Genomic DNA, 19645 nt, shown 5'->3' with positions numbered 1-19645 from the left:
ATGACTGAAACAAACGAATATAGAAATAAGATTAATAGTATATCCGAGAATATAAAGAGAGAACCAGAAATGCGAAAAATGAGGGATGATATATCTGAAGGTATAAAAACTACCGGAAACCGACAAGCAGATGTTGAAACTCAATTCCAGCAAATGCTTGATGATACCACTGGAAAGGACGTTATTTCAGCACCGGAAATAACCGCTGCACGAAATGGGAAACCGAATTTAAAGGCAAGATTGGACGATGAACACCAGCAAGTTACCGCGCAGTTGGCACAAACTATAGCGACCAAAGTTGACAAAAACGGCGCAGGTCAAATCACATGGGGCATGGCTGCGCAAGATTTGCGAGAGCAAATCACAGGCGGAAATACAGCTGTCGTTGGCGTTGATTCAGTTATCGAGGATAACGTTGTGGACGGGGCGATTACCCCGCAAAAAATCACGCCTAATAAAACAGTTACGGTTACCGAATTCATGGATTTTGAAATAGGTGGTATGAACTCAGATAATGGAACGAACCAAAACAAGGATAATAGAATGAGAACTATAATGCCAACACTTTTGAACAAAGGCGACAGAATATATTTCAACTCTAACGGTTTATATGATTCTATTATTCTTATATATTCAAGCGAAGACATTTCAGATTTTGTGTATTCTCCCAAGGACAAATCTTTTAAAGGTGGTGTTTATACCGCGAAAGAAAATGAGTATGTTCGTATACTCATACATTATTTAGACGATCGCACATTAAATAGTGTCGACGACCTCGATGTGAACCAAGCGATATATGTAATTAAATCATTACAGCTAGAAACCGAAAATGTAACAGGTGTCAATCTGTCTCCTAGTCAAGTCAGGACACGTGATTTAATCAGCCCGACAGATGTTTTTAAAGACTTTGTTATAGGTGGTTTGTCAACAGACGCAGGTACTAGTAATACCAGAAATAATCGACTACGGAATGACACACCACTATTATTTAGAAAAGGCACGTCTTTTTCAACTGAAGGCGATTCAAATGTTTCATTCATCTTAGCTTTATATGATAACGCAGATTTAAGTAGTTTTGTTAGTTCTCCTTCCGTAATAGAGTTCGGTGGGTTTCACAAAGAGGCAATCACATTGCAAGACGATTATTTCGTCAGAATAATGCTGCGTTATGATGATGATAGATTACTGTCAACACCTACCGATATAGATGTTGACAGTTCGCTTGAGATTTTGGAACACCTTTTTGTTGACGGTAACAGCATAAGAAATAAAAGTGTCACAGCGAAACATTTGTCTGACAACGTGCGACAAATTATAAGTCCAGACGAGGTTATTTATCCAAAATTTAAAGAGATAGACAAGCCTTTCAGAACAAGTCAGGACGCCTGTATGGTAGACAATGAAATCTGGTATTTCTTAGGGGCGGACACCGAGGGCGAGACGGCGGAGATTCGCATAATGGATAAAAACACCTATGCTGATTTGGGTATTAAACATCATGATTTAGGTCACGCCAACAGTGTTAGTTACTCCAACGGAAACCTTGTCACTTATGACCCCGGCACGCAATCCTTTTATTTATATGAAGGTGCGAAAGATAAAAGCACACTGCTTAAAGCAGACCCAGAGTGTCAAGAGTTATTTTTGACGGGTTTAGATATTGACGGCCTTGAAGGTTCAATGTGTTTTGGTGAGAATGACGAGATTGTTTACTATATCGGATATGACGGACAGAACACAGATGCCAAAATGACGGTTTATAAAATAAAACTCGAAAAAGTGGACGGTTCTTATACTGGTAACACGACACTCCTTAATACGTTCGCAGGTGATTTGTCAGGTAGAGAATATGCACGTCCCCAAGGTACTGATTATGATAGTTTCCTGTATGTGTCTGCTGGTTTCTCCCATATGCACACATATAAAATATCATTAGATTACCAATCAGAGACTTATAGAGTAGCGAAAGACTTTGTTATCAATAAAGATGTACAAATAGAGTCTCAATCTACTGTAATTGATGGCGCGTCTGCTTTTGTTAGTGGATTTACTAATTCAGGTCCTGACTATGTGTTTAAATTTAGAATTTAGTTGACCCATACTGCGAACTAACTGAAAACGAAATGAAAGCGAGAGAGTAGCTGATGCTGCTCTCTTTTTGTATACAAGAGAAAGGAGTGGGCATGAACGAAACGATTATAGCCAGTGTCATTACGGCACTATTAACTTATTTTGGAACAAAGAAGCAGACGGAATACCAGTTAAAAGGAAAACAAGTAGAAGCAGATGTAAACACAGAAGGTATGTATGTAAAAAACATGTCGATAATCCTGGCTGAGTATAAAGAACAGGTATCAGGATTCAGGGATGAGTTGAAGCAGGTCAAACAAGAATTTGCTGCATTCAAGGATGAACACTATCGGAAAATCAATGAGTACGAGGTCTACACAAAAGAGTTGGAAGAAGAAAACGAGAAATCGAAAGGCATTATCGCCAACTTGAAAGAGATCATCGCAAAACTAAAACAGGAAATAGCCAATCTAAAAGAGCAAATTGCAATCCTTAAGGAGGATAAATAATGCAAGAATTAATGAGTAATGTCGTAATGGTGGCAGGCTTGCTGGTGCCTTTGATCAGCGGACTTGTCGAAGTGATAAAAAGAATGGATCTCATCGATATTAAATTTATGCCAGCTATTGCTGTAAGCATCGGATTTGTTTGTGGACTGGCTATCGCATTTGGATTTGGGTATGAAGTGTCTCAATATGTCCTGGCCGGTGTTATATCTGGCCTTGCAAGTAGCGGTTTATATGACAATTTGAAAGTAGGAGGATAACAAAATGAGTAAAGTACATGGATTGTTTTTAGATTTACCAAAGTTTGTTGACTATAGAAACAAAGTCGTTCGTCATGCTTGGAAGAAGTTCCCAGTATTAGATATGAAAGGCAAGACAGAAATAGCTATTCACCACTCATTAACTAGACAGGGCTTATCGGGGTCCAACGCAGAAGGCTTTGCTAGATATCACGTTAATGCCAATGGATGGCCATCAATCGGCTACTCTTATGTTATCGAACCGGATGGGACGATTAAGTTCTGTAATCCGATCAACTGGAGAACTTATCATGTCGGAAACTCCAATAACTTCTCGGTAGGTATCTGTTTGACTGGAGATTTCCGTTATGAAGAACCAACAGATGAACAGAAAGAGTCGTTGAGATTATTAGTTGCACGACTGAAGAAAGAATATCCACAAATCAATCGCGTGAGATCCCACAATGAGTACCCGGACTATTACTGGAAGTCGTGTTGTGAATTCGATTATGAAGAAGTGTTAGCAGAAAAACCTAAACTGCCAGTGAAGGAAAATATCGGCTGTACTTATAAAGTCCAGGAAGGTGATACGTTCTGGTCCATTGCGAAAGGTCGAGAGTTCAATGTCATCGACCTGGAACACGCTAATCCCAAAGTAGACTCGCGTACTCTGCGAATTGGGCAAGTAATAAACATTCCAGGAAAAAAAGAAGAAAAAGCAACGGAAGAAGAGAAGAAATCTCCAGCTTATCATGGTAACTCAATTCAGAAATACTTGGAGAGTATCGGAGAAGATGGCTCGTTCGAAGCACGCAAGAGACGTGCGGAAGAATTGGGTATCAAAGGATATAAAGGCACAGCTGAACAGAACCTGCAGCTGATAGGTATTATTCGAGACGGTAATAAGCCACCTCAGAACGTTACTAAAATAGCTGTAGACGGCGCATGGGGACCAGCAACAACTAAACGTCTTCAGCAAGTTCTAGGTACTGACGTTACCGGATTAATCGGTGGTCAGTCGCGGCATGCAGTTACTAATAATATTCCGTCAGTTAGATTTGGAAAAGACGGCTCCATGGTAGTCAGAGCCCTCCAGGGGCGCGTTGGCGCTTATGTAGATGGATCACTTGGACCAAATACGATTAAAGCGCTGCAGAGATATTTAGGTACACCTGTTACCGGCGCTGTAAGTCGCACGAATTCAGCTATGGTAAAAGCCTTGCAGCGTAAATTGAATGAAAATAAATTATAAAAATCTAGATACTATCTAGAGAAAAAACCCTCGCCTTAAATGGTGGGGGCTTTTTTTGTGTCAATATTCTGTCACATTTCAGAATTTAAAGAATTAGCTTGGTAAATCAGTACTTTATTCGATGAGGAAACGGCTTAAACACATTATTGTAAAGCGATTATACTTGATAATTCTAGCTCAGTAGCATAAAGTTAATGTACAGTTACATTTGATTTACAGGAGGGATAAAAATGAGCTCATTAGAAACTTGTAAAGAAGCTTATTTTAATGATGTAGATGATTTGGTTTCTCATTTATATTCAGCATTCGGAGAATTGACACCTTTAAAATTACAGAAAACTTTGTATTTTCTGTTTGCTATTTATTCCGGCTTATATACCGGTGATGAAAAAGAAGGAGTACAAGAAGAGACCTATTCAATGCCTAAATACCTATTTAGCGAAGATTTTGAAGCATGGACGTATGGTCCAGTAATCAGAAATGTATATGTGCAGTATAAGCATCAAGGCGGTTACGAGAAAAAAGAGTATGATTTTGATGATAGTGATAAAGTTGATGCAGAGATCAAGAAATTTATCAGTGATGTAGGACAGCAAATCATCGCGAAATCCGATTTTTCATTAGTTGATAGAAGTCACGAAGATAAAGCTTGGAAAGAAGCAATCGGTACAGAGGAAGCTATCATGGATAAGGATGAAATCGTTAATGAATATAGACGACGTCTTAAAACCTCAAAACAATAGCGGTGATATACTTGACTCGAAAGAATCAGTACTAGATCAAAAAAGTCAGTATTTAGAACCAACTACAAAAAGAAGTTTCGAGCTTATGAATGAAGATACACTCAAATCAAAACGTAACATAACAGATTTTCCGGAAGACGAATTTACTAATTTTCTCAACAAAAAGTTGGAGCCTGAATTTATTCACAATGTGTACGAATATGCCAGAGATTGGAATAAATTAGATGAAGGCACAATAGATGCGGATACAGGAGAAAATGAAAGGTTAGAAAGAATATTTAACTTGTATCTAAAAGAAGATTGGTCCTTTGATGATATAGCCAAATGCAGGATTCGATCGAATCAGCTTAATGATTCTACTGCTTTAAGAGTTTACCTTATTATGGAAGAGAAATCTTATAAAGTATTTCTTATAGATCCTTTACACCTGGTTATACCTAGTCAATGGCAACGTCGTAATAATACTTTTAAAAAGAATAAGGGTAATGGGTTATGCATGAGTAAAGCTTTTGAAAAAATTGATGAAATGGTGTAAGTCAAAGAGCAGACTTAATCTGCTCTTTTTTATTGCCCAGCCTAACTTATCATACTATCATCCGCCGTATATCTCATCATTTCTTTTATAAGCAAGGACTAAAGCAGTTGCTGCTATAATCGCATCATCCTCTGTGGGACTAACGACCATTATTATTCGTTCATATATCTGAACAATGATCGTCCTGTAGTTAATATGTATAGATACGGTTCCCCTATGTATAACATTATTCACCGTTTTTCTATATAATTCTGTCCATTCGTCCATGTAACACCTCCATGATTAAATAGTATACGCTTTCAAAAGAGCTTGTTCCATTAAATATTTTTAATGAATAAAAGTAGAACATATTATATAGAGATTAGAGCGGATGGCTACCATTCTTTTTTAAAATAACACTTGCATATCGATTAATTATTTGTATAATGGTATAAAGAAACGAGTCAAAGACTTGTTTTCAAGGATTTGTTTAACGACAGTCCCCAAAAAGTCCCCAAATGCTTATAAAGAAATACCCTAGAAATAAAGCGTCGGGGCTGATACCTTACTGATAAAGCAGTAAAATAATGTATAATAAAAACGGAGTAAAGTAGTGAAAGTGCTTTTCCGCTCAAGGTAGTAGTCTATACTAAATTGGAGTGGGACCAGGCGCTTTTTTTTGTGAAAAAAATTATGGTGTCCAGCGAAATAAGCCCGACTCCGTATGAAAAGACAGACATGGAGCATTGTAGCCGATCAAAAGGGAACCACGGTCGCTATGCTCCCCTGGTACTGTTCAACTACGCATGAATCATGCTAGTTTCACAGCAATTTTTCGGAGGAGTCAGAGCGGGTTTGGATTGCTTTTCTAAAAAAATAGGAGGAACTTTGAATGGCTATAGAATTTGATACGATCGCTGCGATCTCAACGCCACCGGGTGAAGGTGGGATCGGGATTGTCCGCATCAGTGGTGATGAAGCACTGGAAATTGCTGACCGTGTTTATCAGGCAGGAAAAAAAGAGCTGAGCAGCCAGAAAACCCACACGATTCATTATGGCCACATAGTGAATCCGAAAACAGACACACAGATAGACGAAGTGATGGTCACGGTCATGCGTGCACCAAAGACGTATACGCGAGAAGACGTCGTTGAGATCAACACGCACGGCGGGATCGTTTCTGTCAATAAAGTACTGGAAACCGTCCTGCATAACGGTGCACGTCTGGCCGAACCGGGCGAATTCACCAAACGCGCCTTCTTGAACGGCCGGATCGACTTGTCTCAGGCTGAAGCGGTGATGGATGTGATTCGCGCGAAAACAGATAAAGCGATGCACATGGCTGTAACACAATTGGATGGAAACCTGAGCCGACTGATCAAGAACTTGAGACAGGAGATTTTAGGCACGCTGGCTCAAGTGGAAGTGAATATCGATTACCCTGAATACGATGATGTCGAGGAAATGACGTCAAGACTTCTCGTCGAAAAGGCTAAGGAAGTCAAGGCTCAGGTCGAGGCGCTGCTTGAGACCGCCGGACAGGGCAAGATCCTTCGTGAAGGTCTGGCGACAGCGATCATCGGCCGTCCGAACGTCGGCAAATCAAGTCTTTTAAACGTTTTGCTTAAAGAAGAAAAAGCCATCGTGACAGAAGTGGCCGGAACGACTCGGGATGTCATTGAAGAATACGTCAGCGTCAAAGGCGTGCCTTTGCGACTGATCGATACAGCAGGTATTCGCGAAACGGAAGACATCGTGGAACGCATCGGTGTGGAACGCAGCCGCAAGGCCTTGTCTGATGCCGATCTGATCCTGCTGGTCTTCAACCAGAGCGAACCTTTGACTGAAGAAGACAAGCTGCTGCTTGAAGCGACAGACGGTCACCACCGTATCATCATCTTGAACAAGATGGATCTGGAAAACAGACTGGATTTCGATGAACTGAAAACCTACGTGGATGCGGACAGTATCGTCCAGACATCGATCGTTACTGAAGCCGGTCTGACTGAACTGGAAGCGAAAATCGCCGAACTGTTCTTTGCCGGAAACACGGGTGAAAAGGATGCGACTTACGTGTCGAATATCCGCCATATCGCACTGCTCAATGAAACGATCGGTACCTTTGATGACGTCATTGAAGGGATCGAGATGGGCATGCCTGTCGACCTCGTACAGATCGATATGACCAGAGCCTGGGATCTGCTCGGTGAAATCACCGGTGACAGCGTCCAGGACGAACTCATCACCCAGCTCTTCAGCCAGTTCTGCCTCGGAAAATAAGAAAAGCGAGACACCCCCGTTCTGACTCCAGCGAAAAATGCTGAGAAACTAGCATGTTCCATGCGTAGTTGAACAGTACCAGGGGAGCACAGCGACCGTGGTTACCTAATGATTATTCAATAAATTAAATTAAAACTTAAACGGAATCTCAATTAGAAAGGACTAAATCTATGCAAACATATGAAGCAGGCTATTATGATGTCGTCGTGGTCGGAGCCGGTCATGCCGGATCCGAAGCGGCACTGGCGTCCGCACGAATGGGTGCAGAAACGCTGTTGATGACTATCAACCTTGACATGATCGCCCACATGCCGTGTAACCCGTCCATCGGCGGACCCGCAAAAGGGATCGTTGTCAGAGAGATCGATGCGTTAGGCGGAGAAATGGGCCGAAACATCGACAAGACTTATATTCAAATGCGTATGCTGAATACTGCCAAAGGACCCGCCGTACGGGCTTTGCGCGCACAGGCTGACAAGCATTTGTATTCAGATGAAATGAAGAAAACCATTGAACGGACGGAACATCTGGACTTGAAGCAAGGCATCGTGGATGAACTGATCATCGAAGACGGTCAGATCCAGGGCGTCATTACGAATACCGGCGCGATTTATAGAGCGAAAGCTGTTGTGCTGACTGCCGGGACTTCTTCACGCGGTGAGATCATCATCGGGGAACTGAAATACTCTTCCGGTCCGAACAACACGCAGCCAAGTATCAAACTCTCAGAAAGCCTGCTCGAGCACGGCTTTGAGCTGGACCGATTCAAAACCGGAACACCACCGCGTATCCACAAAAGTTCCATCGATTACTCGGTAACAGAAGAACAGCCGGGCGACAGCGAACCGCATCACTTCAGCTTTGAAACACCGGATGAAGATTATCTTGAAGAACAGATCTCCTGCTGGTTGACGTACACGAGCAACATCTCCCACGATATCATCCGCGAGAACCTGCACCGTGCACCGATGTTTACAGGGATCGTTGAAGGCGTCGGCGCACGTTACTGCCCGTCGATCGAAGACAAAGTCGTACGTTTCAGTGATAAGCCAAGACATCAGCTGTTCCTGGAACCAGAAGGCGCCAATACCGATGAGATCTACGTCCAAGGCCTTTCTTCTTCACTACCGGAAGATGTTCAGCTATCGGTTCTGCGCTCCATAGAAGGCCTGGAAAACGCTCAGATGATGCGTACCGGTTACGCGATCGAGTATGATGTTGTAAAACCTTATCAGCTGCGTCCGTCACTTGAAACGAAACGGGTCAACGGCTTATTTACTGCCGGTCAGATGAACGGGACGTCGGGCTATGAAGAAGCCGGCGGACAAGGACTCGTTGCCGGGATCAATGCGGCACGCCTGGTCAAAGGTGAAGAGCCGGTCGTTCTGAAACGTAACGAAGCCTATATCGGCGTGATGATCGACGACCTGGTCACAAAAGGAACGAATGAGCCGTATCGTCTGCTTACCTCGCGTGCAGAATACCGTCTCCTTCTGCGTCATGACAATGCCGATTTCCGCCTCACTGAAAAAGGCTATGATCTCGGTCTGGTATCTCAAGAGCGTTTCGAACTGTTCCTGACGAAGAAAGATTTAGTTGAGAAGGAACTCGAACGCTTGAAAACGATCCGACTGAAACCGAGTGACGTGAAAGACTACCTGGATACAAAAGGCGAACCTCAGCTGAAAGACGGTATTTTAGTCTATGATTTCCTGAGACGTCCGTATGTAAAATATGAAGACATCATTCCTTTCGCACCGACAGAAACTGAACTACCAAAAGATGTGAAGGAACAAGTCGAGATTCATATCCAGTATGAAGGCTACATCAACAAAGCGATCCGTAAAGCGGAGAAGATCAAGCGGATGGAAAACAAACGCATTCCAGAAGGCATCGATTATTCTGTGATCAATGGTATCGCTACTGAAGCGAGAGAAAAACTGGCGAAGATCCAACCTGAAACGATCGCGCAGGCCAGCCGTATCAGCGGCGTCAACCCGTCAGACATTTCGATCCTGATGGTCTACGTTGAACAAGGCGATATTCAGAAAGTCAAAAACGCTTAAAGATAAATAGGGAAGAGACTGGAATTTTCCAGTCTCTTTTTAATACCCTACTCACGAATTTACAGGTGAATGCCTTGAATTTTGATACATTCGACAGTTAGGGATTCATTTTTACAATGTACCTGTCGAAGAATAAGAACTTCGGTAAGTAGCTCGCGTGTTTTGATGTCAAAGTGTCGAAGTTCCCTCGTGTTCGGTAAGTAGGTTGAAGTAAAAGGATCGTAACTGTCGAAAACTATTCTATTCGACAGTTAGCACGATAAGCGGGTGTTGAAACTACCGAATGGATGCCAACTTCAGCACTTAGGTTGGAGAAGGTTCTTCCTAAGTACCGAATAGATCGATTTTCAGCACTTAGAGTTAAATAAGATGAAGCTAACTACCGAACAGCCGAAATCACCAAAAATAAGACGAGGACAGTCGTTAATTCTCGTGAAATTTGGTACACTGAAATAAATCTATGCTTAGCGAGGAAGATAAACAAATGGAAGAAATACAAACGGAACGCCTACCTGGTTTTTTTGAAGCCATACAGAACAATGAGATCAGTTTCTGGCTGGGTGCCATCATCGGCTTTATCCTGATTTTTGTCATACGAGCCGGACTGCATACCGGACTGAAGAAAGTCATCAGTCAGGAACGCACACGTCTGTTTCTTGAAACGCTGGTCAACTGGATGACCTTGTTTGTCCTGATCGTCTACTTTTTGACCTATTTTTCAGAAACCTCCTTTATCTATAAGACACTTTTTGTCTTTGGGGACACACAGATCACTGTGTTCCTGATCCTGACGGTCCTCTTTGCGATCATCCTGGCTGCAAAGTTTTCAGGAGCGGTAAGGGAGTATGTCCTGCCGACGGTTTACGATAAGTATGGTTTGGACAGGGGACTTCAAGCCTCGATGAATACCTTTTTCCATTATTTCATTATTACGATGGCGGTTTTGATCTCTCTGTCTTCCATCGGTTTTAACCTGACCAGTCTGACAGTGTTTGCCAGCGTCCTTGGTGTCGGGATCGGGTTTGGTTTGCAGAATGTGATGTCCAATTTCATTTCGGGCTTGATCATTCTGTTTGAACGTCCGATCAGAGTAGGAGACCGTGTGATCATCGATGATACGATCGCGGATGTGGAAGAAATCAAGATTCGGGCGACCGTTGTTCGGACGCGTGTCAATGAGCGGATGATCATTCCCAATTCCTATTTCCTGGAAGAAAAGTTCGTCAACCGATCGTATGCCGATACGCGTCTGCGCATTCCAGTTGGTGTAGGTGTTTCATATGGCAGTGACGTCGAGCTGGTCAGACAGCTGTTGTTTGAAGCAGTATATGAATTGAGAGAGGAGTCCTGGCCAAATATTGTGGACCGTCCAGAACCCCGTGTCTTTTTCGAAGGCTTTGGCGACTCGGCACTGGATTTCACTGTCTGGTTCTGGATCGATTCTCAGAGTGACGAGAGAGAATTCACCATTCCAAGTGACTTGAGGTTCAAGATATTCAAGAAGTTTGCTGAGAATGATATCGAAATCCCCTTTCCTCAAAGAGATGTCCATGTTATCTCAGACCACAAATAAATAGAAAAAAGTGCTGACGGGTCAATCAGACCTGCCAGCACTTTTTTGATTCTACCAGTTACTGAAACGATGTGTTATCAAGGGTATTGTGAGTGTTTAGTTCAGTTATTTTACCGGATTCGAGATAGATGATCCATTCACACAGGTTCGTGACATAATCACTGATACGTTCCAGATTACCGGCCACTAGAATGTAGTTGGTTGCACCCAGGACCAGTTCCGGATCATTCTTCATTTCATCCAGGGTATGTTTGTGTATATCAAAAGCCATCTGATCGATTTCGTCATCTTTCAATGCGATTCTTTTAGCTTCTTCGACATCGGTTTCGATGAAGGCAGTCAATGAACGCTCCACCAGTTTCTTGACTTTCTCAGCCATGACGGCCAAGTCGTTTTCGATGGCCAGATCTTTTTTATTGCCTTTGACCCGGATCGTTGCTTTGGCAACATTAACGGCATGATCGCCCATGCGTTCCAGATCGGCGCAGGCTTTCATGATGGTGATGATGCGTCGCAGATTACTTGTGACAGGCTGCTGCAGAGCGATCAGTTCGATTGATTTTGTTTCGATCATCACCTGCTGTTCGTTGATATGATGGTCGTTGTTCACGACTTTTTCAGCCATTTCTTTGTCATGAGCCGTAAAGCCTTTAACTGACTGATAGATGGATTCAGATACCATCAGTCCCATCTGATAAAACTGTTCGTGCAGTTGATTTAATTCCTCTTCGAATGCTCTTCTCATTGAATAAGTCACCTCTTATAGTTAGTTGTTATTCGTGCCATTTAAACGTGTACGGTACCTGTTAACCAAATTTACCTGAAATATAGTCGTCGGTCCGTTTGTCTCTTGGATTGGAATACATTTTTTCTGTGGCATCAAATTCGATAATTTCGCCATCCAGGAAGAAGGCTGTCTTATCTGAAATACGGGCTGCCTGCTGCATATTATGCGTAACGATGATGATGCTGTAATTCTTTTTAAGTTCATGGATCAGATCTTCGACTTTAGCTGTAGATAGAGGATCCAGAGCAGACGTCGGTTCATCCATCAAGATGACTTCAGGTTCAACGGCCAGAGCTCTGGCGATACATAAACGCTGCTGCTGGCCGCCAGATAGACCGAATGCATTTTCGTTCAAACGATCTTTGACTTCTTCCCACAAAGCGGCACCTTTCAGACTTTTTTCGACAACTTCGTCCAACGTCTTCTTGTCTTTGATACCGTGAATGCGTGGACCATATGCAATGTTATCGTAAATGGATTTTGGGAAAGGATTCGGTTTCTGAAAAACCATGCCCACTTCGGTACGCAGAGATTCCACTTTGGTTTTCTTGATATCTTTTCCCTCGTAGTTTATGGAACCTTTCGTTTTCACAGAAGGCACCAGTTCCACCATGCGGTTAAGTGTTTTAATAAATGTCGATTTTCCACAGCCGGAAGGTCCGATGATAGCGACCACTTCTTTTTCGGGAATCTCGATAGAGATATCTTTTAAGGCATGTGTTTCTCCATACCATAAATTGAAGTCTTTGACGGAGTAGACCGACTGCTTGTTTTCTTCTTTGTTCATCATTTTCCTCCTAGATTAATAACGTTTAGAGTATTTATTTCGAATGACGATAGCCAGAGAGTTCATTACGATCAGGATGATCAAAAGGACTATACTACCGGCTGCAGCAACGGCCTGGAATTCTACCTGTGGTCGGCTTGCCCAGCTGAATATCTGGATCGGCAGTACGGTAAAGCCATCCAGGACACCGGTCGGCGTGTAGGCAATAAAAGTCATCGCCCCGATCATCAATAGGGACGCGGTTTCTCCGACGCCTCTTGATAAAGAAAGGATAGCACCAGTCAGTATGCCCGGCGTAGCTGCCGGCAGGACCACGGTACGAATGATCTGCCATTTCGTGGCGCCCATGGCATAAGCTGCTTCATACTGCTCTTGTGGAATAGACCGGATCGCTTCTTTGGAAGCAACAACGATAACGGGAAGGATGAGCAGGGACATCGTCAGTCCACCGGCCAAAATACTTCGTCCCATTTCAAGCAGTCTGACAAAAACGGTCAAGCCAAGCAGGCCGAACACGACAGATGGCACACCAGCTAAGTTAGCAAGGTTCAGTTCGATAAAGCGGGTGAATTTGTTTTTTGGTGCATATTCTTCCAGATAGATCGACGTACCGACCCCTAAGATGAGAGAAACAGGGATCGTAATGGACATGATCCAGACTGTTCCAAGAATGGCAGCTTTGATCCCGGCATCTTCAGGTCTTCTTGAAGCATAACTGGTCAGAAAGCCAAAATCGAGATAACCGATCCCTTGGGTAACGATCCTGACGATCAGTGTAGCCAGAACGATCATGCCAAACAGTGTGGCAGCAAGGAACAGACCTTTAGCCAGTTTGTTTCGGGTGATCCTTTTTGATATTTGTTTTTCATTGGCAACAACAACTTTATTTTTCATTAGTATACCTCCCTGTAACGACGGGAAATGTGATTAGCTAAAATATTCATAGTCAAGGTGAAAAGGAACAGCGTCATCCCTACAGCGTAGATACTGTAGTAAATGGTCGAACCGAACGTGGCATCACCCATACTGACTTGAACGATATAAGACGTCATGGTCTGGATCGATTCCGTAGGGGTGAATCCCAGGTTCGGTGTGGAACCGGCCGCAGTCGACACGATCATCGTTTCGCCGATGGCACGCGATAAACCTAATACAAGGGAAGACACGATACCGCTGAATGAGCCGGGAATAACGATCTTCAGAGCCACTTCCAGCCGCGTGGCGCCTAAGGCCAGTGCGCCATCTCTCATGGATTGAGGGACAGCATTCATTGCTTCCTGTGACAGTGAAGCGATTTGAGGGATGATCATGATCCCGACCACGATCCCCGGGCTTAAAGCATTGAAGATCGGTAGATCAGGGATAAATGTCTGCAGCAGAGGCGTCACGAATGTCAGGGCAAAGAGACCATAAACCACAGTCGGCACACCTGCCAGGACTTCCAGAACGGGTTTCAGGACTTTCCTGTTCCGGTCGCTGGCATATTCACTCAAATAAATGGCAGCAGCCAGTCCGATGGGAATAGCCACCATCATGGCGATAGCAGCTATAGTAAATGTCCCGGACAATAATGGCCAGATACCGTAACTGGGATCATTACCGAAAAAAGGATACCATTCTGTCCCAGTAATGAAATTAATAAAAGAAACGTGTGAGAAGAACAAAACCGTTTCTCTGAATAATGTAAATACGATTCCTGCCGTTACAAGAATCGAGATGGATGCCATAAGCAGAAAGACCATAGGCATGATTTTTTCGATTTTATTTTGCGAGGATCGTTTTGACTTATTCTGTTTGATCCTTTCGCGTATCGTTGCTTTCATCAGTCAACACTCCTTAAACACAGGCAAACGGTCCAGCGGAATCGTTCACGCTGGACAGTCTGCTCTATTTATCGTGGGGAAACTGCTCTTTATTTACAGCTTTCCCGTACACCCGGCTTATCTTAAACTTTCAAGTGTTTCCAGGCTTTCTTCATATTCAGCTTCTTCAAGTGGAACATAACCGACTTCTTCTGCCATTTCTCCAGCCATTTCAAGTGTATACTTGGCAAATTCATAAACGGTATCGTTCTCCTGAACAGAAGCGTTGTTCACGTAGAAGTATAACGGTCGGGACAAGGGTTCGTACGTGCCGTTCTGCACCGTTTCGCTTGTTGGTTCGACGATTTCTCCTTCACTGTTTTCGATCGGAACGATTTTTACAGTGTCCTGATTCTCCAGATAATACGCATATCCGAAGTAGGCAAGTGCATGTTCAGAACCTTGAACACCCTGAACAAGAATGTTGTCATCTTCTGACAGCGATGCTTCACGGTCGATCTGCTCACCGTCTAAAATCACTTCATCAAAGTAGTCATAGGTACCGGAATCTGTTCCCGGACTAAATAATAAGATTTCTTCATCAGGCCAGCCGTCTCTAACGTCTGCCCAAGTTTCTACATCACTTTCTTCCAGCCAGATCGATTCCAGTTCATCAAGGGTCAGATAATCGACCCAATCGTTATCAGGATGGACAACGACGGATAAACCGTCAAGAGCCAGTTTGAATTCAGTGTATTCAATGCCGGCTTCTTCAAGCATCTGAGCTTCTTCTTCCTTCATTGGTCTAGAGGCATTTGTAATATCAGTTTCACCCGCGATGAATTTTTCCATTCCTCCACCAGTTCCGGAGACACCGATGGTTGCGCGCGCTTGGGGATTTTCAATGGAGAATTCCTCTGCAACACCTTCCATGATCGGAAAGACAGTCGATGAGCCATCGACCTGAACGGATCCGCTAGATCCTTCAGCTGACTCTTCACCTGTTCCTTCATCAGTCGGTGCGTTACCACAGGCTGCTAAAAGAAGTACAGCACTTAAAGATGTACCCATTTTTACAAAGTTAGTTCGTTTCATTATATAATCCCTCTTTTTTAAAGTAGTTAGACATCTCCTGTCCACACATTCATAGTAACGGATGAACATTAATTCTACGAAAATGGAATGTAAAGATTATGTAAATATTATTCGTGTAATTATTTTATCGGTCGAAATACTGGTATGATAAGGGTATCGAAGGCCAACATAGGTTGAATAGAGACTGGATTTAACTTATGATTGCGTTGATCAGGAAAGAAAAAGCGTGCAATGAGATATAAATAAAAGAACAATGGAGGAGACTAATGAAAAAAGTCCTGATAATAGAAGACGAATTATCGATCGTTAAACTGCTCCAGTATAATCTGGAAAAAGAAAATTATAGTGTAGAAGTCGCTATGGATGGAGAAGAGGGGCTGGAAATGGCTCTGAAAAGTGAGTATGACATCATCCTGCTCGATCTGATGCTGCCTTCAAAAGACGGGATGGACGTGTGCAGAGAAATCCGAGGAGAAAAAATCGATACACCGATCATTATGCTGACAGCCAAAGACTCTGAGATCGATAAAATCGTGGGTCTTGAGATCGGCGCAGATGACTATATAACCAAACCGTTCAGCCCAAGGGAAGTGATCGCTCGTATCAAAGCCATCTCCAGACGAGTCGGAAAACAGAACAAGGCCGCACCTGAAGAGGATAGAAACGAGAAGGTCTTTGTCTTTGATCATATCACTATCTATCCTGAAAATTTTGAAGTGTATGTTGATGAAGAAAAGGTGGAATTTACACCGAAAGAGTTTGAACTGCTGGTTTATCTGGCTGAAAACAAGAACCGCATACTAAGCCGGGAACAGCTGCTGCTGGCAGTGTGGGATTATGACTTCAGAGGTGAGACCCGGATCGTGGATGTGCATATCAGTCATTTAAGGGAAAAAATCGAAAAAGACCCGAAAAAACCACAGTTTATAAAAACGGCTAGAGGGTTCGGCTACAAACTAGAGGTTCCAAAATGAAAAAAATACAAACGCGTATGATCCTGTTTTTTACACTTATTTTGCTGACGTTTTCTATTATTTTTATTTATATGATCTCTTCCGTCATTGAAGAGCAGTCGATCGAACAGCAGGAAGAGGCTTTGATCACGCAGCTGTTGACACTCGAAAGTCAGCTGGATAATCTGGATCCCTCTATTGAAGAGAGCGATACACTGATCAGTCAGCTGGCGTCGGCGGCTCAAGTCATCGATGAACGGATCACACTGATCGACTTAACAGGTGACGTTCTTTATGACTCGCATGCACAGGCAGAAAATCTTGAAAACCATCTGGAAAGACCAGAGATCGAACAAATCGTTGGAGGAGCGGAGGTAGGGACCTATCACAGAAGAAGTGTAAGCACCGATGAGACCCTCTACTACAGTGCAGCACCGATAGAAACAGCTGATGAGACTGTGATAGGCTATATCCGCCTCTCCCGGAATGCTGAAGAAATGGTTGGAGTGACAGATGATCTCATGACAGCCTTGATTTTGTTCCTGACGTTGTCCATACTTATAGCGGTTTTATTCATCCGGTATTGGGCAAGAAAAATCACTCAACCGATCGAGAACATTAAAAATATAGCTAATATCCTTTCTTTTCAGGATTATTCTGTGAGGTACCATCCGGGTTCTTATAAGGAAATAGATGAGCTGGGGAGTTCCATAAATGATCTGGCGGTGAATCTGAATGGTCAGATGAGCGAAATCCAGGAAAAAGAACATAAACTGATAGAACTGGTCAATCATCTCGTCATCGGCGTGATGCTCGTAGAGAAGGATAAAAGCATCAATATGGTGAACCCTGTCATGAATGAGCTGCTGGGGGAAGATTTGAACAGCAAACGGGGCAAGTCTTTTTACGAGAGTCTGCACAGCTCCGAACTGATCGCTATCATTGAAAAAGCGTATAGCACCCAACGTGTACAGAACAAAGAGATTCAGATCTATTATCCGGAAGAGAAAATCATGGACGTGCATGTGGTCCCGATTTTAAATACATCTTTAGAGACACTGAACTTCATCGTTCTGCTTTATGATATCACTGAGATCAGACGTCTGGAAAAAGTACGCACAGATTTTGTGGCCAATGTCTCGCATGAACTGCGCACGCCTATCACGGCACTCAAAGGGTTCAGTGAAACACTTCTTGACGGGGCCATGCATGATGAAGAGGTTCTTGTTGAGTTCTTGGAAATCATAAATAATGAAGCCGGTCGACTGGATGCAATGGTCAATGACATTCTGCAGCTGTCCAAACTCGAACAGAGACAGGTCAGCGGTGTGAAGGATAAAATCATTGTGAATGATACCGTCCATGATGTACTCCGGATACTCAGTCAGAAAATCAGCTTGAAAGATATTCATGTCACTATCAAGAGTAAAAAAGATGTAGAGATCGAAATAAATCCTGATCATCTGAAGCAGATCATTATCAACCTGGTCAGTAATGCGGTGGCTTATACACCTGAAAAAGGAAAAGTGAGCATTGAGGTCGGCACATCGGGAAATGAGCTGAAACTGACCATCAGTGATACCGGGATCGGGATACCTGACGATCAGCTGAACAGAATATTTGAACGCTTCTATAGAGTAGATAAAGGACGGAGCAGGAACGTCGGAGGAACTGGACTGGGTCTGTCCATCGTTAAATGGCTGGTTGAAAATAATGAAGGACGTATCGAAGTGGAGAGTGAAATCGATCAGGGCACGAGTTTCACCGTCTGGCTGCCCCTGTCTGCTCCTGATAAGATCGTAAACGAGAACAACACTTAAACGCTCCAGCATGACCCTATCAGATAGCTTACCGATCAAGGATTCAATAGTGTTAGAAAGCTATGAGAACTTTAATCAAAGACTAAAGATTGATTTCTTTAGTCTTTTTTTGTACGAAAAGTGTAGAAAACAGTTCAGGACTTATGTATAATGATGTAATATAACTAATATTATAATTGTAATATAATGAGAGGGATAAGCGAATGAAAATAGGGGAGAAGATAAAGAAAAGGAGAAAAGAAATAAAGATGACGCAGGCTGACCTTTCCGACGGGATTTGCACACAAGCGATGATCAGTCGAATCGAAAAGAAGAAAGTGAGACCTAGTCGGGAACTGATGGAGAAGCTGGCTGAACGACTGAATGTTTCACTGCATTACTTTTACGGGGAAGATTCGGTGGAAAGCCGCTACAGTAAAACAGCCCAACTTTGTAAACTGATCCGGCAGCATCTGGAACGACGAGAATATGATTCAGTCTCTTATCTGATCAGTACGAATGAAGAGCTGATCGATCAGACGATCGGAGAGGATAAGCTGTTTTTTGAGTGGGTCACCGCCTTGCTGTACGATTATCGTGACGGGGATCATGATAAAGCGCTTGATCATCTGATAGCATTGGAAAAAACCACGAAAAATGGTGAGCTTAGAATCGAAATCATTGACAGTATCGGGAATCAGTACTTGAGAAAAGAAGATTATGATACCGCTGAAAAGTATTACCATAGAGGGTTCGACATGTTTTCAGAGTGGATGAGTCATGAAAAGAAAGCGAAACTGCTGCTGAATTATTCTGTTTGCCTTGCGCTGAAGAAAAAATACAGTGACTGCCTGAGTAAAGTTTTCCAGGGACTGGATCTAGTGGTGTCGGAAAACACATTATTTCTATTAGGGGACTTTTTATATTATAAAGGCTACTGTCTGGAAAATCTGGATCAGAAAGAGGATGCGCTTGAAGCGTACAAAAAAGCCTGGATGATATTTGATATCCAGCAGAATGAGAAGTTCTCTGTCTCGATGCAGCTGACGATCGATCGTCTGGAAAAAGAACTTGTAAATGTGACGCAATTAGAGAAATAAGGATAAAAAAATACATTCGCCATCACCGTTTCCTTTCGAACCGGATGATGGGAATGTATTTTTTTATAGGTGGATCGG

Annotated in this window: 18 protein-coding genes; 12 read left to right on the top strand and 6 right to left on the bottom strand. The window is 43.0% G+C overall.

Going from position 1 to position 19645, the window contains the following annotated elements; all coding sequences use genetic code 11:
* The 6 genes from BMX84_RS02555 (at position 1) to BMX84_RS02530 (ending at position 5345) form a co-directional block, all read left to right on the top strand.
* Entirely contained in the window at positions 1-2091 is a 2091-nt protein-coding gene (locus BMX84_RS02555; RefSeq protein ID WP_091486951.1) for a hypothetical protein, read from the top strand.
* A 92-nt stretch (positions 2092-2183) separates the two neighbouring features.
* Positions 2184-2579 (top strand): hypothetical protein, encoded by a 396-nt coding sequence (locus BMX84_RS02550; RefSeq protein WP_091486949.1) that lies wholly within the window; start codon positions 2184-2186, stop codon positions 2577-2579.
* Positions 2579-2836: a holin gene (locus BMX84_RS02545; RefSeq protein WP_091486947.1), complete on the top strand. Its 258-nt coding sequence runs from the start codon at positions 2579-2581 to the stop codon at positions 2834-2836. The genes BMX84_RS02550 and BMX84_RS02545 overlap by 1 nt, the downstream gene beginning before the upstream one ends.
* Positions 2837-2840: 4 nt before the next feature.
* On the top strand, positions 2841-4067 hold the full coding sequence (locus BMX84_RS02540) for an N-acetylmuramoyl-L-alanine amidase (RefSeq protein ID WP_091486946.1): 1227 nt from the start codon (positions 2841-2843) through the stop codon (positions 4065-4067).
* A 230-nt stretch (positions 4068-4297) separates the two neighbouring features.
* Positions 4298-4810: a Panacea domain-containing protein gene (locus BMX84_RS02535; protein WP_091486944.1), complete on the top strand. Its 513-nt coding sequence runs from the start codon at positions 4298-4300 to the stop codon at positions 4808-4810.
* Complete coding sequence (locus BMX84_RS02530) at positions 4773-5345, top strand: hypothetical protein (RefSeq protein ID WP_091486942.1); 573 nt, start codon at positions 4773-4775, stop codon at positions 5343-5345. Before BMX84_RS02535 ends, BMX84_RS02530 begins: the two co-directional genes overlap by 38 nt.
* 57 nt (positions 5346-5402) lie before the next feature.
* Here the strand turns inward: BMX84_RS02530 and BMX84_RS02525 are convergent, their stop codons facing one another.
* The gene (locus BMX84_RS02525) at positions 5403-5612 is read right to left on the bottom strand and encodes a hypothetical protein (protein WP_091486941.1); all 210 of its coding nucleotides are present in this window, start codon (positions 5610-5612) and stop codon (positions 5403-5405) included.
* Between the two features lie 604 nt (positions 5613-6216).
* Between BMX84_RS02525 and mnmE the strand changes: the two genes are divergently transcribed.
* The 3 genes from mnmE to BMX84_RS02510 all read left to right on the top strand — a co-directional run bounded on the left by mnmE (position 6217) and on the right by BMX84_RS02510 (position 11244).
* Positions 6217-7605 (top strand): tRNA uridine-5-carboxymethylaminomethyl(34) synthesis GTPase MnmE, encoded by a 1389-nt coding sequence (gene mnmE / locus BMX84_RS02520; RefSeq protein WP_091486939.1) that lies wholly within the window; start codon positions 6217-6219, stop codon positions 7603-7605.
* Between the two features lie 170 nt (positions 7606-7775).
* The gene (mnmG, locus tag BMX84_RS02515; protein WP_091486937.1) at positions 7776-9671 is read left to right on the top strand and encodes a tRNA uridine-5-carboxymethylaminomethyl(34) synthesis enzyme MnmG; all 1896 of its coding nucleotides are present in this window, start codon (positions 7776-7778) and stop codon (positions 9669-9671) included.
* A gap of 484 nt (positions 9672-10155) precedes the next feature.
* Positions 10156-11244: a mechanosensitive ion channel family protein gene (locus BMX84_RS02510; RefSeq protein ID WP_177165436.1), complete on the top strand. Its 1089-nt coding sequence runs from the start codon at positions 10156-10158 to the stop codon at positions 11242-11244.
* Between the two features lie 58 nt (positions 11245-11302).
* Here the strand turns inward: BMX84_RS02510 and phoU are convergent, their stop codons facing one another.
* The 5 genes from phoU to BMX84_RS02485 all read right to left on the bottom strand — a co-directional run bounded on the left by phoU (position 11303) and on the right by BMX84_RS02485 (position 15715).
* Complete coding sequence (gene phoU, locus BMX84_RS02505; protein WP_091486934.1) at positions 11303-11989, bottom strand: phosphate signaling complex protein PhoU; 687 nt, start codon at positions 11987-11989, stop codon at positions 11303-11305.
* A 61-nt stretch (positions 11990-12050) separates the two neighbouring features.
* Positions 12051-12818 (bottom strand): phosphate ABC transporter ATP-binding protein PstB, encoded by a 768-nt coding sequence (pstB, locus tag BMX84_RS02500; RefSeq protein WP_218142324.1) that lies wholly within the window; start codon positions 12816-12818, stop codon positions 12051-12053.
* Between the two features lie 15 nt (positions 12819-12833).
* Positions 12834-13712, bottom strand: a complete 879-nt coding sequence (gene pstA, locus BMX84_RS02495) for a phosphate ABC transporter permease PstA (RefSeq protein WP_091486930.1) — start codon at positions 13710-13712, stop codon at positions 12834-12836.
* Positions 13712-14641, bottom strand: coding sequence for a phosphate ABC transporter permease subunit PstC (pstC, locus tag BMX84_RS02490; protein ID WP_091486929.1), 930 nt, complete (start codon positions 14639-14641; stop codon positions 13712-13714). The genes pstA and pstC overlap by 1 nt, the downstream gene beginning before the upstream one ends.
* A 117-nt stretch (positions 14642-14758) precedes the next feature.
* On the bottom strand, positions 14759-15715 hold the full coding sequence (locus tag BMX84_RS02485; protein ID WP_091486927.1) for a PstS family phosphate ABC transporter substrate-binding protein: 957 nt from the start codon (positions 15713-15715) through the stop codon (positions 14759-14761).
* 266 nt (positions 15716-15981) lie between these two features.
* On the opposite strand from BMX84_RS02485, the gene BMX84_RS02480 reads away from it, so the two are divergent.
* The 3 genes from BMX84_RS02480 to BMX84_RS02470 all read left to right on the top strand — a co-directional run bounded on the left by BMX84_RS02480 (position 15982) and on the right by BMX84_RS02470 (position 19567).
* Complete coding sequence (locus BMX84_RS02480) at positions 15982-16689, top strand: response regulator transcription factor (RefSeq protein ID WP_091486926.1); 708 nt, start codon at positions 15982-15984, stop codon at positions 16687-16689.
* Entirely contained in the window at positions 16686-18488 is a 1803-nt protein-coding gene (gene pnpS / locus BMX84_RS02475) for a two-component system histidine kinase PnpS (protein WP_091486924.1), read from the top strand. The genes BMX84_RS02480 and pnpS overlap by 4 nt, the downstream gene beginning before the upstream one ends.
* 203 nt (positions 18489-18691) lie before the next feature.
* Complete coding sequence (locus tag BMX84_RS02470) at positions 18692-19567, top strand: helix-turn-helix domain-containing protein (RefSeq protein ID WP_091486923.1); 876 nt, start codon at positions 18692-18694, stop codon at positions 19565-19567.
* The last annotated feature ends 78 nt before the right edge of the window (positions 19568-19645 follow it).

It is taken from the genome of Alkalibacterium putridalgicola (assembly GCF_900109825.1).
GTDB classification, from domain to species: Bacteria; Bacillota; Bacilli; order Lactobacillales; family Carnobacteriaceae_A; genus Alkalibacterium; species Alkalibacterium putridalgicola.
Note: the sequence above shows the minus strand (reverse complement) of the source record. Positions and strands in the feature narration are given on the sequence as shown.